Origin of the sequence: Klebsiella sp. CN_Kp104 (assembly GCF_040064515.1) — a bacterium.
GTDB classification, from domain to species: domain Bacteria; phylum Pseudomonadota; class Gammaproteobacteria; order Enterobacterales; family Enterobacteriaceae; genus Klebsiella; species Klebsiella aerogenes.
Window position 1 is genome coordinate 194,348 of sequence record NZ_JBEAII010000001.1, and the last position, 14,701, is coordinate 209,048.

The window sequence follows — 14,701 nt, forward strand, 5'->3', positions numbered from 1 at the left end:
TGGATTTTTTATTTACTGCCTGAGACAACCATTAATGATGATCGTCGCCACGCAGGTAAATGACCCAGTATGTCAACCCAACCAACAAACCACCGCCGATGATGTTTCCGATAGTGACTGGAATCAGGTTATCAGTGATGAAGTTCATAACGGTTAAGTGAGAAAAACTCTCCGGAGTTGAACCGATAGCGGTCCAGAATTCCGGGCTTGCAAAGTTGCGAATTACGATACCCATCGGGATCATAAACATATTAGCGATGCTGTGTTCAAAGCCGCTGGCGACAAACATCGCAACCGGCAACACCATGATCATCGCTTTGTCCATCAGGCTGCGGCCGGAGTAACTCATCCAGACAGCCAGACAAACCATCAGGTTCGCCAGGATACCCAGGCAGACGGCTTCAATAAACGTATGGTGCATTTTGTGATCTGCAGTTTGCAGAACATTTAAGCCCCAGCCGCCGTTGGCCGTCATATACTCGCCGGATAACCACATTAATAATACGAATAGCAGTGCGCCGATGAGGTTTCCAACATAGACGTTAAGCCAGTTTTTTGCCAGCTGACCCCAGGTAATACGCCCGCTGGCTTTCGCCACGACGATCAGTACGGTAGAGGTAAAAAGGTCAGCACCGCAGATAACGCAAAGAATCAGACCTAGTGAGAAGCATACCCCGCCGATAAGTTTGGCAATCCCGAATGGCATTGCGGCAGTACCGGTGGTCGCCGTGATATAAAACACAAAAGCGATGGAGATGAAGACACCGGCGGTAATCGCCAGATAAAACGTCTTCAGCGGATGTTTCGTCGCTTTATAGACACCTGCTTCTTCGGCGACTTTCGCCATCGCGGCAGGGAGTAAAAGATCAAAAGGGTTGTCAGCTTTCACACTAACTCTCTCTTTATATAAGTTGGCGGTGTGATACTAACAAAGCATTATAGAAGGGAATTTGATGTAGATCATATCCTACCGGAGTCATAGGCCCATTTTGCGTGTGGAATTAGCCTGTTATTGATTTATCTTTTTGATTTTTAATAAAAAACTAAATTTTAATATTTATAAATAATGTTGAAAATTTCCATGGGTGACCATTGATTACGGTTAATTAGAATGGAGTATTTTTATTAAAATTAACAATCTAAATATCACCAAATATTATTTTTTACTTAAAGTTAACTCATGGGCTACAAAATGGCATGGTTTTGGCAAAAATCATAAGAAAACGGAGCCGCTGTCGGCTCCGTACGTTATTTTTTACCTATAAAGGGTTATTTGGCCCAGAAGGCCGCTTTTGCACGTTGTAGCTTTTCGTAGGCCTTCAGTAAAGATTGATGCGCCGGGAAAGCGTGCAGATCGCTATCGACCGCCTGCAGGCCATAGAACGGCGCTTCGCCGCTCAGAGCGGCGCTCGCGGCTTCTACTGCATCCGCGCCATACATACGGATGAAGGCATTCAGATACTGTAACGGCTGGCGTTCTTCTTCCTGGCTAAGCAGCAGCAACGTTTGCAGGCAACGATAATAGTTGGCGCGCTCAGGGCTGAAGATGGAGGCATTGAATTCCATGGTCCACTCCGTCCAAATCAACGCCTGATCCAGGTCGCCGCCGGCCAACGCCAGCATCGCTTTTAGCTCGCCGATGCGCAGGGTATACCAGCCGTTGTCTTTGCCGGTTGCCAGTCCTAACAGCTCGCGTACGCGCGTGAAGTCATCAAGACCTTCGTCGTCCATTTGCTCAATAAGCGCCAGATAATCTTCTTTTTCCCACTCGCTACCCGGCAGGGAGAGAATAGTGTCGCGCAGATGCGCGCCCATGCTGTTGTTTGCAAGCCACAGGTCTTCCGCCGGATAAATATCGGACATCCCTGGAACGATGATTCGGCAGGCATAGACGCTCAGATGTTCGTAGTCGGCGATATAGACTTCTTTATCTTCTGCTTTGAAGATAGCCATCAGGGTGGCGAACTCTTCTTCAGTCGTGCCGGAGAAATTCCAGTCTACAAACGGATAGTCGGCATCCTGTTTGAACATATCCCAGGAGATCAGGCCGCTGGAATCAATGAAGTGAGTTTCCAGGTTGGCGTGCTCGGCGACTTCTTCGTCATCAAAGGTCGGCGGGGTAAAGACGTCGAGGTCTTTCAGGCTGCGGCCCTGTAGCAGTTCGGTGACGGTACGCTCCAGCGCCACGCCGAAATCCGGATGGGCGCCGAAAGAGGCGAAGCAGGTGCCGTTAGCCGGGTTAAACAGAACCACGCAAATAACCGGGTATTTGCCGCCCAATGAGCCATCGTAAGCGAAGATCGGGAAACCTTCAGCTTCAAGTTTAGCGATAGATTCAACGACGCCCGGATAGCGCGCCATTACCTCAGCCGGGATCTCCGGCAGGCTGATGCTTTCTGCTATGATGCGGTTTTTAATGTGACGCTCAAAGACTTCAGACAAGCCCTGTACGCGCGCTTCATTCGGGGTATTGCCCGCTGACATGCCGTTGGAGACATATAGGTTGCCGACGATATTCATCGGAATATAAACGGTTTCGCCGTCGGATTGACGGGTAAACGGCAGGCCGCAAACGCCGCGCTCGTCATTACCGGATTGCAAATCCACGAGCATGCTTGCGGTCAGCTGATCGTCCGGATCGTAAAAGGCGCGCAGGCGGGCATCCAGCAGGCCTTCCGGTACTTCATCATCTTCGGTCAACGGGAACCACTTTTCGTTCGGATAATGAACAAATGGACCGTTGGCGATGGTTTCGCCTAACCAGAAGTCCGCGAAGAAGTAGTTGGTGGACAGACGCTCAAAATATTCGCCCAGCGCGGATGCCAGCGCCGCCTTTTTCGTCGCGCCTTTACCATTGGTAAAGCACAGCGCACACTCTTTATCGCGAATGTGAACGGACCACACGTGTGGAACCGGATTCAGCCACGAGGCCTCTTCAATATCAAATCCGAGGTCGAGCAGTTTCTGCTGGAAGCGAGCGATGGAATCTTCCAGGGCGGCATCTTTGCCGGGGATAAATGTCTGGGTCATAGCAATTCGTTTATAGTTGGCAGGATGGGCAATGATACGGGTTTTGCAGGTAAGTGGCTATGTCGTTCGCCGCGCTAACGGATAAAAAGAGAAGAGCGATAAATGGCATGAGGAGAAAATCCACATGCCATAGAAAGTTACAGTATCGGTGTGAGGATACTGACAATCATTGCCGCGCCAGCAAGACTCGTGCCAACAATACCCGCGGCCATCACGGCGAAGCCCGTTCCTAACGTGTACGGACCGGTAATCGCGCCAAACACAATCGTTGGGATGCTGACCAGCAAACCAACGGCTGCCGGGATGGATAACAGGCCGAAACCGCCGCTGACATCTGACATTTCGTTATAGGTTAATTCACGCATAAATATTCCTTTAAAAGTGATGAATGCCAGCCATCATCGGCTGGCTTAAAAATTTTAATGATCTGGAAATGCAGCGGTAAATGGCGATGCTCTCGCGGAAACATAATTCATGAAGAATTAAGATAATATTCAAGTATTAAATGAGTTGACGGATTGCGCTATGGCGAGATCGTTACCTGTGAATGTAGTGGATAACTATTTATGCCGTGGGTCAAAATCCGGAATGGGTGACGGAACGCAGGCTAAAAAGCGATTCTCTTGCAGCAATTATGTCGGTTTAATGACGTCAAGCTGGTTGATTCTTTTGTGTGACGATGGCCTCATTTATGGGCCGCTTAGTTTTACTCGTTGCGGTGTGTGTCACTGAATGATAAAACCGATAGCCACAGGAATAACTTATGCCCGCGACGGTTCGCGTGCAGACAATATAGCAACGTGGTGAGGGGAAATGGCTCAGGTCTATAACTTTAGTTCGGGCCCGGCAATGCTGCCGGCAGAAGTTCTCAAACTGGCGCAACAGGAACTGTGCGACTGGCACGGTCTGGGGACGTCGGTAATGGAAATCAGCCACCGTGGTAAAGAGTTTATCCAGGTGGCTGAAACGGCAGAACAGGATTTCCGCGATCTGCTTAATATCCCTTCCAACTATAAAGTGCTGTTCTGTCATGGCGGCGGTCGCGGACAGTTTGCCGGGATCCCGTTAAATCTGCTGGGTGACAAAACAACAGCAGATTATGTGGATGCTGGCTACTGGGCGGCGAGCGCGGTAAAAGAAGCGCAAAAATACTGCACGCCGAACGTTATCGACGCGAAAACCACCGTTGACGGCCTGCGAGCCGTTAAGCCGATGAACGAATGGCAGTTGACGCCGGGCGCGGCTTACCTGCACTACTGCCCCAATGAAACCATCGACGGTATCGCTATCCACGAAACACCAAACTTTGGCGATGATGTGGTCGTCACCGCGGATTACTCCTCCAGTATTCTATCGCATGAGCTTGACGTCAGCCGCTATGGCGTGATTTACGCTGGCGCGCAGAAGAATATCGGCCCGGCAGGGTTAACGCTGGTTATCGTGCGTGAAGATCTGCTGGGTAAAGCCAGCGTCGCCTGCCCATCGATCCTTGATTACACCGTGCTGAACGCCAATGATTCAATGTTCAACACGCCGCCGACCTTCGCCTGGTATCTGGCGGGGCTGGTATTTAAATGGCTGAAAGAGCAGGGCGGCGTCGCTGCGATGGATAAAATCAACCAGCAGAAGGCTGAATTGCTGTATGGCGTGATTGATAATAGCGATTTCTATCGTAACGATGTTGCCGCGGCCAACCGCTCGCGGATGAACGTGCCGTTCCAACTGGCGGATAGCGCGCTGGACAAACTGTTCCTTGAAGAATCTTTTGCGGCTGGTCTGCATGCGCTGAAGGGCCACCGCGTGGTGGGCGGTATGCGTGCTTCTATATACAATGCGATGCCGCTGGCCGGCGTCAAGGCGCTTACCGACTTCATGCAGGACTTTGAACGTCGTCGCGGCTAATTGCTGAGCGCTTATTTTCATCCCCGCGGCCGGTCTGCGGGGTTTTTATTCTGTTTTTTTGAGAGTCGAGTTTCATGGAATCCCTGACGTTACAACCCATTGCGCGCGTTGATGGCACCGTAAACCTACCCGGGTCAAAAAGTGTCTCTAACCGCGCTTTGCTGCTGGCGGCATTAGCCCACGGCACCACCGTGCTGACCAATTTGCTGGACAGCGATGATGTTCGCCACATGCTTAATGCGCTTAACGCCCTGGGAGTTCACTATACCCTGTCCGCCGATCGTACTCGCTGTGAAGTCACCGGCAACGGCGGTCCGCTTCAGGCCAGCGGCGCGCTGGAGTTGTTTCTCGGTAATGCTGGTACGGCGATGCGCCCACTGGCGGCGGCGTTGTGCCTCGGCGACAACGATATTGTGCTGACCGGCGAACCGCGAATGAAAGAGCGACCGATAGGCCACCTGGTCGATGCGTTACGCCAGGGGGGCGCGCAAATTGAGTATCTGGAGCAGGAAAACTATCCGCCTCTGCGCCTGCGCGGCGGTTTCAACGGCGGCCAGGTGGAAGTTGATGGCAGCGTCTCCAGCCAGTTCCTTACCGCTTTACTGATGACTGCGCCGCTGGCGCCGCAGGACACGACGATCGCGATTAAAGGCGACCTGGTGTCCAAACCTTACATCGACATCACGCTGCACCTGATGAAAACCTTTGGCGTTGACGTTGAAAACCACAACTACCAGCGCTTTGTCGTACGCGGCAAGCAACAGTATCAGTCGCCGGGCGACTATCTGGTGGAAGGTGATGCCTCTTCAGCCTCGTATTTCCTTGCTGCCGGCGCGATTAAAGGCGGTACGGTAAAAGTGACCGGGATTGGCCGCAATAGCGTTCAGGGCGACATTCGCTTTGCCGATGTGCTGGAAAAAATGGGCGCGACAATTACCTGGGGCGACGATTTCATCGCCTGTACCCGCGGTGAGCTGAATGCTGTCGATATGGATATGAACCATATCCCGGATGCGGCAATGACCATCGCCACTGCGGCGCTATTTGCGAAAGGCACCACGGTGCTGCGCAATATTTACAACTGGCGGGTGAAAGAGACCGACCGCCTGTTCGCGATGGCCACTGAACTGCGTAAAGTGGGCGCCGAAGTAGAAGAGGGCGAAGATTATATTCGTATTACGCCGCCTGAGACGCTGAAATTTGCTGAAATCGGTACCTACAACGATCACCGCATGGCGATGTGCTTCTCGCTGGTGGCCTTATCGGCGACGCCGGTCACTATCCTTGATCCAAAATGCACGGCGAAAACGTTCCCGGATTATTTCGAGCAGTTGGCGCGAATTAGTACCCTCGCGTAAAGTCTGTTCTGTCCTTTAAGGTAAAGCTTTGTCATCTTGCGGGCTGGTATTCTGCCAGCCCGCTATAATTGCGCAATTCTTCTACATTTAATTTCTTCTATTCCGTAATTTGCACGCAATGCTCACTTTCTGGCGCATTGATGCGTATAATGCGCGGCGTTTATATTCATGCGCCTTGCTGAAGGAGAAAAAGATGACGGCAAATGTTCCGGTAATCACCATTGATGGACCTGGCGGTGCGGGTAAGGGCACGTTGTGCAAGGCAATGGCGGAAGCGCTTGGCTGGCATCTGCTGGATTCCGGGGCTATCTACCGCGTTCTTGCGCTGGCAGCCTTACATCATCACGTAGACGTCGAGTCAGAAGAGGCGCTGGTTCCGCTGGCAGCTCATCTCGATGTGCGTTTTATTTCTACTGACGGCAACCTGGAAGTGGTGCTGGAAGGCGAGGATGTCAGCGCAGAGATCCGTACCCAGGAAGTGGCCAATACCGCCTCTAAGGTCGCGGCTTTCCCACGTGTACGTGAAGCGCTGCTGCGCCGTCAACGCGCCTTCCGCGAACTGCCTGGCCTGATTGCCGACGGCCGCGATATGGGCACCGTCGTGTTCCCGGATGCGCCGGTTAAAATTTTCCTCGATGCGTCGGCGGAAGAACGGGCCCAGCGCCGCCTGCTACAGTTGCAGGAGAAGGGTTTTAGTGTTAACTTTGAACGTCTTTTGTCCGAGATAAAAGAGCGTGACGATCGCGATCGTAATCGTGCTGTGGCGCCGCTTGTCCCGGCCGCTGATGCATTAGTTCTCGATTCCACTGAACTAAGCATTGAGCAAGTAATTGAAAAAGCGCTACAATATGCGCGCGAAAAACTGGCTATCGCTTAACCGTTAACCGGCAAAGCGTCGCAAGCCTCCGAATTATAGCAGTACCCCCGCAGCAACGGAGTGTTAGCGGGTATGTTAAACAACCCCATCCGGCACGGAGCCAGGTGGACGTTAAATATGAAACCTGAAGATTAAACATGACTGAATCTTTTGCTCAACTATTTGAAGAATCCTTAAAAGAAATCGAAACCCGCCCGGGTTCCATCGTTCGTGGTGTTGTTGTTGCTATCGACAAAGATATCGTACTGGTTGACGCTGGTCTGAAATCTGAGTCCGCCATCCCGGCTGAGCAGTTCAAAAACGCCCAGGGCGAGCTGGAAATCCAGGTTGGTGACGAAGTTGACGTTGCTCTGGATGCAGTAGAAGACGGCTTCGGTGAAACCCTGCTGTCCCGTGAGAAAGCTAAACGTCACGAAGCTTGGATCACGCTGGAAAAAGCTTACGAAGACGCTGAAACTGTAGTCGGTGTTATCAACGGCAAAGTTAAAGGTGGCTTCACTGTTGAGCTGAATGGTATTCGTGCGTTCCTGCCGGGTTCCCTGGTAGACGTTCGTCCGGTGCGCGACACGCTGCACCTGGAAGGCAAAGAGCTTGAATTCAAAGTCATCAAGCTGGACCAGAAACGTAACAACGTCGTTGTTTCTCGTCGTGCCGTTATCGAATCCGAAAACAGCGCAGAGCGCGATCAGCTGCTGGAAAACCTGCAGGAAGGCATGGAAGTCAAAGGTATCGTTAAGAACCTCACTGACTACGGTGCATTCGTTGATCTGGGCGGCGTTGACGGCCTGCTGCACATCACCGATATGGCCTGGAAACGCGTTAAGCATCCGAGCGAAATCGTAAACGTTGGCGACGAAATCACTGTTAAAGTGCTGAAGTTCGACCGCGAGCGTACCCGTGTATCCCTGGGCCTGAAACAGCTGGGCGAAGATCCGTGGGTAGCTATCGCTAAGCGTTATCCGGAAGGTACCAAACTGACTGGTCGCGTGACCAACCTGACCGACTACGGCTGCTTCGTTGAAATCGAAGAAGGCGTTGAAGGCCTGGTTCACGTTTCCGAAATGGATTGGACCAACAAAAACATCCACCCGTCCAAAGTTGTTAACGTTGGCGATGTAGTGGAAGTTATGGTTCTGGATATCGACGAAGAACGTCGTCGTATCTCCCTGGGTCTGAAGCAGTGCAAATCTAACCCATGGCAGCAGTTCGCGGAAACCCACAACAAGGGCGACCGTGTTGAAGGTAAAATCAAGTCTATCACTGACTTCGGTATCTTCATCGGCCTGGACGGCGGCATCGACGGCCTGGTTCACCTGTCTGACATCTCCTGGAACGTTGCAGGCGAAGAAGCAGTTCGTGAATACAAAAAAGGCGACGAAATCGCTGCAGTTGTACTGCAGGTTGACGCAGAACGTGAGCGTATCTCCCTGGGCGTTAAACAGCTGGCGGAAGATCCGTTCAACAACTACGTTGCTCTGAACAAGAAAGGCGCTATCGTAACCGGTAAAGTAACTGCAGTTGACGCTAAAGGCGCAACCGTAGAACTGGCTGACGGCGTTGAAGGTTACCTGCGTGCTTCTGAAGCATCCCGTGACCGCGTTGAAGATGCAACTCTGGTTCTGAGCGTTGGCGACGAAGTTGAAGCTAAATTCACCGGCGTTGATCGTAAAAACCGCGCAATCAGCCTGTCTGTTCGTGCGAAAGACGAAGCTGACGAGAAAGATGCAATCGCAACTGTTAACAAACAGGAAGATGCAAACTTCTCTAACAACGCAATGGCTGAAGCTTTCAAAGCAGCTAAAGGCGAGTAATCTTAGTTATTCAGGCCACAACGGCCTGAATAATGACGAGTTTACTTGACAGATTGCAGGATTCGTCCTGTAATCAAGCACAAAGGGCGGCTACGGCCGCCCTTGTTTAAGCTGTAAGCTAACTTTGCCTTGAAGGAAACCGGAGGAAAAATGACCAAGTCAGAATTGATAGAAAGACTTGCCAGCCAGCAATCTCATATCCCGGCGAAAGCGGTGGAAGATGCTGTTAAAGAAATGCTGGAGCATATGGCCTCAACGCTTGCTCAAGGTGAGCGCATTGAAATCCGCGGTTTCGGCAGCTTCTCTCTGCACTATCGAGCACCTCGCACCGGGCGTAACCCGAAGACTGGCGATAAAGTGGAACTGGAAGGTAAATACGTTCCTCACTTTAAGCCCGGGAAAGAACTACGCGACCGCGCCAATATTTACGAAGAGTAAGTTTTTCCGCATCAGGCAAAGACTTACTTAATAAAAAAGCACCTGAGGGTGCTTTTTTTATGTCTGTTTTTCGCGTCCGCTCGCAAAACTTTTGTTACCTGATAGCAAGCGCCAACATTTCCCGGATAGCGCGACGCAACTCCATTCTTTTATGCATGATCACGGCGGCGAATTGTCTGACACTCCCCGATAACAGGGAGGTGTTATGCGATTACCACATCTGGCAGGCTGCGCCATAATCGGAATTTCGCCGCTGCTTTGGCTACCGGCGCTACCGAATATGCTAAGCGTCTGGTGCTTGATTGGCGCTGCGCTAATCATTGCAACGCTGAGCAAACCTTGCACAACGTATGCCGCATTGACGTTGCTATTTTTCGTATGGGGAATATTACATGCCCGGCAAGCGCTGTGGCCCACTGAGCATATTCCCGGTCGCAACCGACAGGCCATTATTGAGCTGGTAGGCGGTGATGGCCTGACGAGCTGGCAAGGTAAGATAATTCGTCTTGAGGGTCGGCGTTTATATCCTGCGGTTGGGATTACCCTCTACGGCAGCGAACTACCTGAAGCAGGCTGCGTTGGGCAGCGCTGGCTGATGACCATCCGCGCTCGTCCGGTACATGGGCAGTTAAATGAGGGCGGCTTCGATAGCCAGCGCTACGCTCTTGCGCAGCATCGCCCGCTTAGCGGACGTTTTCTAAATGCCTCATCGCTTGATTCACGTTGCAGCTTCCGGGCTCGCTATCTGGCCTCGTTAAACCGCACACTCGCTGAGTATCCATGGAAAACGGTGATGCTGGGGCTGGGAATGGGGGAGCGCCTGGCAGTTGCGGATGAGATAAAAAGATTAATGCAGGAGACGGGAACCTCCCATTTAATGGCTATCTCCGGCCTGCATATTGCGCTGGGGGCGTCGCTTGGCTGGTTGTTGGTTCGTGGAATACAGTTCTTTCTTCCGTGCCGCTGGATAGGCTGGCGGATACCGCTATTTGTCGGGTTAGGCTGCGCGCTGTTTTACGCCTGGCTTACCGGCATGCAACCCCCGGCGCTGCGTACCTGTGCGGCCTTAAGCGCAGGATGTCTGTTAAGGCTACAGGCCAGGCGTTGGTCGCCGTGGCAAATCTTTTGCTGTTGTATTGCGGCAATACTGTTGGCTGATCCGCTGGCGATGATTTCAGAAAGCCTGTGGTTATCGGTGTTTGCGGTTGCTGCGTTGATTTTCTGGTATCAGCTTGCGCCGCTTCGCCGGCTCCGCTGTCGTTCACCGTGGCGGCAACTGTTGGCGCTGGGCCACCTGCAATGCGGCCTGATGTTACTGCTGGCGCCGCTGCAGATAGGGCTTTTTCATGGGATTAGCCTGACTTCATTGATAGCAAACCTGGTTGCCGTTCCGCTGGTGACATTTCTGATAGTCCCGCTGATTTTAGCGGCGATGCTACTGCATCTAAGCGGCCCGGTGTTGCTTGAAATGGCGTTATGGCAACTCGCCGATCGTCTGCTGGCAATATTATTCTGGTTCTTACGCCATTTGCCTGCCGGATGGTTATCGCTTGACGAACGGTGGTTGGCGATCAGTGTACTACCGTGGCTGGCGCTCCTGGCATGGCGTTTTCAGGCCTGGCGTCAGATGCCGTTACTCTGTATGAGCGGCGTGGCGCTACTCAGTTGGCCCTTCTGGCGCACCGCGACGCCAGGCGAGTGGAGAGTGACGATGTTGGATGTCGGACAAGGGTTAGCGGTGGTTATCGAGCGTCAGGGAGCAGCTATTCTGTACGATACCGGCCCCGCCTGGCCGGGGGGCGATAGCGGCCAGCGACTCATCGTGCCCTGGTTGCGCTGGCGTGGTCTCCATCCTGAAGGAGTCATCTTGAGCCACGAACATCTTGATCATCGCGGTGGCCTGAATGCGATTGTTCAGGCGTGGCCAAATCTCGTTATTCGTAGCTCGCTTAATCTGCGTGGACATCTCCCTTGCCGCAGAGGGGAAGCCTGGCGCTGGCGAGGGCTTCGATTTCAGGCGCTTTGGCCGTTGCCTGCAGGCGAGCATAAGGGAAACAATGGTTCCTGCGTGGTTAGGGTCGATGACGGCAGGCGTAGCGTTTTGCTTACCGGTGATATCGAAATCCCTGCCGAACAGCAAATGATAAGCCATTACTGGCAACATCTTACGTCTACACTTATTCAGGTTCCGCACCATGGCAGTAATACGTCATCCGGCGTGACATTGCTGCAGCGGGTAGGAGGAGAGGCGGCTATCGCCTCGGCAGCGCGTTACAATGCATGGAAGATGCCTTCCAAAAAAGTCGAAGAGCGTTATCGTAAGCAGGGATATCTGTGGTTTGATACGCCGCACTCGGGGCAAATAACGATTATTTTTTCTCCAGATGGTTGGCAAATCCAGAGCTTACGGGATCAACTTTTACCTCGTTGGTATCATCAGTGGTTTGGCGCAGAGGCGTAGAACGGGTAGAATATGCGGCTATTTCAACATAAGCTGGTTTATTGAATGCAGAACGATAAAGATCTCTCCACGTGGCAGACCTTCCGCCGACTTTGGCCGATGATAGCGCCGTTTAAAGCCGGGCTAATCGTAGCGGCCGTGGCGTTGGTGCTTAACGCGGCAAGTGATACCTTCATGTTATCGCTTCTTAAACCGTTATTGGATGATGGTTTTGGTAAAACGGATCGCTCAGTACTGTTATGGATGCCGCTGGTAGTGATTGGTTTAATGGTGCTGCGCGGCATCACCAGTTATATCTCAAGCTACTGCATCTCCTGGGTTTCCGGCAAAGTGGTGATGACGATGCGTCGCCGCCTGTTCGGTCATATGATGGGCATGCCCGTCGCCTTCTTCGACAAACAATCCACCGGGACATTGCTGTCGCGTATCACCTATGATTCTGAGCAGGTCGCGTCATCTTCCTCCAGCGCGTTGATCACCGTGGTGCGAGAGGGGGCCTCAATTATCGGTCTGTTCGCCATGATGTTCTATTACAGCTGGCAATTGTCGCTGATTCTTATCGTGCTGGCGCCTATCGTCTCAGTGGCGATTCGGGTGGTTTCGAAGCGTTTTCGTAATATCAGTAAGAATATGCAGAACACCATGGGGCAGGTGACCACCAGTGCTGAACAGATGCTCAAAGGGCATAAAGAAGTGCTGATGTTCGGCGGCCAGGCCGTTGAAACCAAGCGTTTTGACAAGGTCAGTAATAAGATGCGCCTGCAGGGGATGAAAATGGTCTCCGCGTCCTCTATCTCCGACCCGGTCATTCAACTGATTGCCTCTCTGGCTCTGGCCTTTGTGCTTTATGCGGCGAGCTTCCCAAGCGTCATGGAAACCCTGACCGCCGGTACCATCACCGTGGTCTTTTCTTCGATGATTGCGCTAATGCGTCCGCTTAAATCCCTGACTAACGTCAACGCGCAGTTCCAGCGTGGGATGGCGGCATGTCAGACGCTGTTCTCCATTCTGGATTCCGAGCAGGAGAAAGATGAAGGCACGCGCGTGATTGAGCGCGCCAAAGGTAACCTGGAATTCCACAACGTCACCTTTAGCTATCCTGGTCGCGAAGTTGCCGCGCTGCGTAACATTAATCTGAGCATTCCGGAGGGAAAAACCGTAGCGCTGGTAGGGCGTTCCGGCTCAGGTAAATCCACCATCGCCAGCCTGATTACCCGTTTTTACGATGTTGACGAGGGGCAAATTCTGCTGGATGGCCACGATCTGCGCGAGTACAAACTGAGCTCGTTGCGTGACCAGGTGGCATTGGTTTCGCAGAACGTGCACCTGTTCAATGACACCGTCGCCAATAACATCGCCTATGCGCGTACCGAAGAGTACACCCGCGAGCAAATTGAAGAAGCGGCGCGTATGGCCTATGCAATGGACTTTATCAACAAGATGGATAATGGCCTGGACACGATTATCGGCGAGAATGGCGTCATGCTCTCCGGCGGTCAACGTCAGCGTATCGCTATTGCGCGCGCGCTGCTGCGCAACAGCCCTATCCTGATCCTCGATGAAGCCACCTCGGCGCTGGATACCGAGTCGGAACGTGCGATTCAGGCGGCGCTGGATGAACTGCAGAAAAACCGTACATCACTGGTTATCGCCCACCGTCTGTCGACAATCGAGCAGGCTGACGAAATCGTGGTTGTGGAAGATGGGCGTATCGTTGAGCGCGGTGGCCATCTGGAGCTGCTGGAGCATAAAGGCGTTTACGCGCAGCTACATAAGATGCAATTCGGTCAATGATAGCGCGCATCTGGTCCGGCGAATCGCCGCTATGGCGGCTATTGCTGCCGCTCTCCTGGTTGTATGGCCTGGTGAGCGCTTTCATTCGCCTCAGCTATAAGCTGGGGTGGAAAAAAGCCTGGCGCGCGCCGGTGCCGGTTGTCGTGGTCGGTAATTTGACCGCCGGCGGCAATGGTAAAACGCCGGTGGTGGTGTGGTTGGTGGAGCAACTACAGCAGCGAGGCATTCGCGTCGGCGTGGTGTCTCGCGGTTACGGCGGCAAAGCCGACAGCTATCCGTTGGTTCTGGATGACGCGACCAGTACGGCGCAGGCGGGCGATGAACCGGTGTTGATTCATCAGCGAACCGGCGCGCCGGTAGCGGTTTCTCCGCTACGCAGCGACGCGGTAAAAGCGTTATTAGCCGCTCACGATTTACAAATTATCGTCACCGATGACGGTCTGCAGCACTATAAGCTGGCGCGGGATGTAGAAATTGTCGTGATTGACGGTGTACGCCGCTTTGGCAACGGCTGGTGGCTGCCGGCCGGGCCGATGCGCGAGCGCGCATCCCGTTTGCAAAGCGTCGATGCCGTTATCGTCAACGGCGGGGTCGCCCGCCCGGGTGAAATTCCGATGCAGTTGCGTCCCGGCATGGCGGTGAACCTGCTTACCGGCGAGCGTCGCGATGTTGCGACCCTCGATAACGTAGTAGCGATGGCCGGCATTGGCCATCCGCCGCGCTTTTTCGCGACGCTAGAAAACTGCGGCGTGCGGCCGGTGAAAACCGTGGCGCTGGCGGATCATCAGGCGCTGAGTCAAAGCGCTGTCGCCGCATTGGTAACCCCGTCGCAGACGTTGTTGATGACCGAGAAAGACGCGGTAAAATGCCGTGAATTCGCCGCCGCGAACTGGTGGTATCTGCCGGTTGACGCCATAATGACCGATGATCGCGCACAGCGGTTGCTCGCGGACTTAGTGACGCTGGCGCAACGTTAACCTGCGTGCTGGCTTTGCTCGCCGCTGTGCTTGAATCCCCTACGGAGAACCTG

11 protein-coding genes are annotated in these 14,701 nt (G+C 53.1%); 8 read left to right on the top strand and 3 right to left on the bottom strand.

Translation table 11 applies throughout. The features are described from left to right. Positions 1–31: 31 nt before the first annotated feature. The 3 genes from focA to ABLU80_RS00915 all read right to left on the bottom strand — a co-directional run bounded on the left by focA (position 32) and on the right by ABLU80_RS00915 (position 3,395). Positions 32–889, bottom strand: a complete 858-nt coding sequence (gene focA / locus ABLU80_RS00905) for a formate transporter FocA (protein WP_015367477.1) — start codon at positions 887–889, stop codon at positions 32–34. 380 nt (positions 890–1,269) lie between these two features. Further along, positions 1,270–3,030: a 30S ribosomal protein S12 methylthiotransferase accessory factor YcaO gene (gene ycaO, locus ABLU80_RS00910; RefSeq protein WP_015367476.1), complete on the bottom strand. Its 1,761-nt coding sequence runs from the start codon at positions 3,028–3,030 to the stop codon at positions 1,270–1,272. A 137-nt stretch (positions 3,031–3,167) separates the two neighbouring features. After that, positions 3,168–3,395 (bottom strand): hypothetical protein, encoded by a 228-nt coding sequence (locus tag ABLU80_RS00915; protein ID WP_047037406.1) that lies wholly within the window; start codon positions 3,393–3,395, stop codon positions 3,168–3,170. Between the two features lie 448 nt (positions 3,396–3,843). Between ABLU80_RS00915 and serC the strand changes: the two genes are divergently transcribed. The 8 genes from serC to lpxK all read left to right on the top strand — a co-directional run bounded on the left by serC (position 3,844) and on the right by lpxK (position 14,648). Next, complete coding sequence (serC, locus tag ABLU80_RS00920; protein ID WP_015367473.1) at positions 3,844–4,932, top strand: 3-phosphoserine/phosphohydroxythreonine transaminase; 1,089 nt, start codon at positions 3,844–3,846, stop codon at positions 4,930–4,932. A gap of 74 nt (positions 4,933–5,006) precedes the next feature. Continuing rightward, positions 5,007–6,290: a 3-phosphoshikimate 1-carboxyvinyltransferase gene (gene aroA / locus ABLU80_RS00925; RefSeq protein WP_020079258.1), complete on the top strand. Its 1,284-nt coding sequence runs from the start codon at positions 5,007–5,009 to the stop codon at positions 6,288–6,290. A 193-nt stretch (positions 6,291–6,483) separates the two neighbouring features. Beyond that, positions 6,484–7,167: a (d)CMP kinase gene (gene cmk / locus ABLU80_RS00930; RefSeq protein WP_015367471.1), complete on the top strand. Its 684-nt coding sequence runs from the start codon at positions 6,484–6,486 to the stop codon at positions 7,165–7,167. A gap of 137 nt (positions 7,168–7,304) precedes the next feature. Further along, positions 7,305–8,978 carry a 30S ribosomal protein S1 gene (gene rpsA, locus ABLU80_RS00935; protein WP_015367470.1) on the top strand — a complete coding sequence of 558 codons (1,674 nt, stop codon included), beginning with the start codon at positions 7,305–7,307 and terminating at the stop codon, positions 8,976–8,978. Positions 8,979–9,128: 150 nt separating this feature from the next. Continuing rightward, the gene (gene ihfB / locus ABLU80_RS00940) at positions 9,129–9,416 is read left to right on the top strand and encodes an integration host factor subunit beta (protein ID WP_004100704.1); all 288 of its coding nucleotides are present in this window, start codon (positions 9,129–9,131) and stop codon (positions 9,414–9,416) included. Positions 9,417–9,621: 205 nt separating this feature from the next. Further along, positions 9,622–11,877 (top strand): ComEC family protein, encoded by a 2,256-nt coding sequence (locus ABLU80_RS00945; RefSeq protein ID WP_348849595.1) that lies wholly within the window; start codon positions 9,622–9,624, stop codon positions 11,875–11,877. A gap of 45 nt (positions 11,878–11,922) precedes the next feature. Next, complete coding sequence (gene msbA, locus ABLU80_RS00950; protein WP_015367468.1) at positions 11,923–13,671, top strand: lipid A ABC transporter ATP-binding protein/permease MsbA; 1,749 nt, start codon at positions 11,923–11,925, stop codon at positions 13,669–13,671. After that, positions 13,668–14,648 (top strand): tetraacyldisaccharide 4'-kinase, encoded by a 981-nt coding sequence (gene lpxK, locus ABLU80_RS00955; protein WP_032714164.1) that lies wholly within the window; start codon positions 13,668–13,670, stop codon positions 14,646–14,648. The genes msbA and lpxK overlap by 4 nt, the downstream gene beginning before the upstream one ends. The last annotated feature ends 53 nt before the right edge of the window (positions 14,649–14,701 follow it).